The 725-nt window shown below is 74.8% G+C and carries 2 protein-coding genes; both read left to right on the top strand.

Translation table 11 applies throughout. The features are described 5' to 3' along the window. The first annotated feature begins 151 nt into the window (after positions 1-151). Positions 152-409 (top strand): glutaredoxin 3, encoded by a 258-nt coding sequence (gene grxC / locus OZN99_RS32860; RefSeq protein WP_270939369.1) that lies wholly within the window; start codon positions 152-154, stop codon positions 407-409. 75 nt (positions 410-484) lie between these two features. Continuing rightward, the coding region (locus OZN99_RS32855; RefSeq protein ID WP_270939368.1) for a DUF1178 family protein at positions 485-725 on the top strand (241 nt) is incomplete at its 3' end.

The raw sequence follows: 725 nt of genomic DNA, 5'->3' as shown, positions 1-725 counted from the left end.
CCACGGCGGAGGCCTGCGCCCGGGCCCTGCTGGCGGCCGGGGCCGGGGCCGTGGACGTCCTCGCCGCCGCCCGGGTGCCCGACCCGCGCCTGGAGCGCGCCTGAGCCCGGCCCGTCTTGACGCGTGCGGCGCGCGGGGCGACCTGACGGCCATGGCCAAGGTCGAGATCTACGTCCAGGACTTCTGCCCCTACTGCGCGCGGGCGGTCGACCTGTTCCAGAGGAAAGGCGTGCCCTTCGAGGAGAAATACGCCCCCAACGGCTCTGCCGCGCGGGAGGAAGCGATCGCGCGCTCTGGCGGGCGCACCACGGTGCCGCAGATCTTCGTGGACGGCCGGCACATCGGCGGCTGCGACGACCTGTTGGCGCTGGACCGGCGGGGCGGGCTCGATCCGCTGCTGGCGGGGTGACCACGGCCCTGGCACTCTGCCGGGCAGAGTGCCACATGACATATGGCTGCCACAGGGTGCGGCCAGGATGACGGAATGATCCGCTACAAGCTGCGCTGCGGCGCCGGGCACGAATTCGAGAGCTGGTTCCAGGACAGCGCCGGCTTCGAGAAGCTGGCCAAGGCCGGGCTGGTGGAGTGCGCGGCCTGCGGCAGCACGCAGGTGGAGAAGGCGCTGATGGCGCCGGCCGTGGTCTCCAGCCGCAAGAAGGCCAAGGCGCCGGCCCCGCCGCCGCCGCCCGCCGCCGAGGCCCCCGCCGCGCCCCCGCCCGCGGCCG

Origin of the sequence: Falsiroseomonas oryzae, assembly GCF_027856955.1 — a bacterium.
In the GTDB taxonomy this organism is placed as follows: Bacteria; Pseudomonadota; Alphaproteobacteria; order Acetobacterales; family Acetobacteraceae; genus Falsiroseomonas; species Falsiroseomonas oryzae.
The sequence above is the reverse complement of the archived record's forward strand: the minus strand, read 5'-3'. Positions and strand labels throughout refer to the sequence as shown.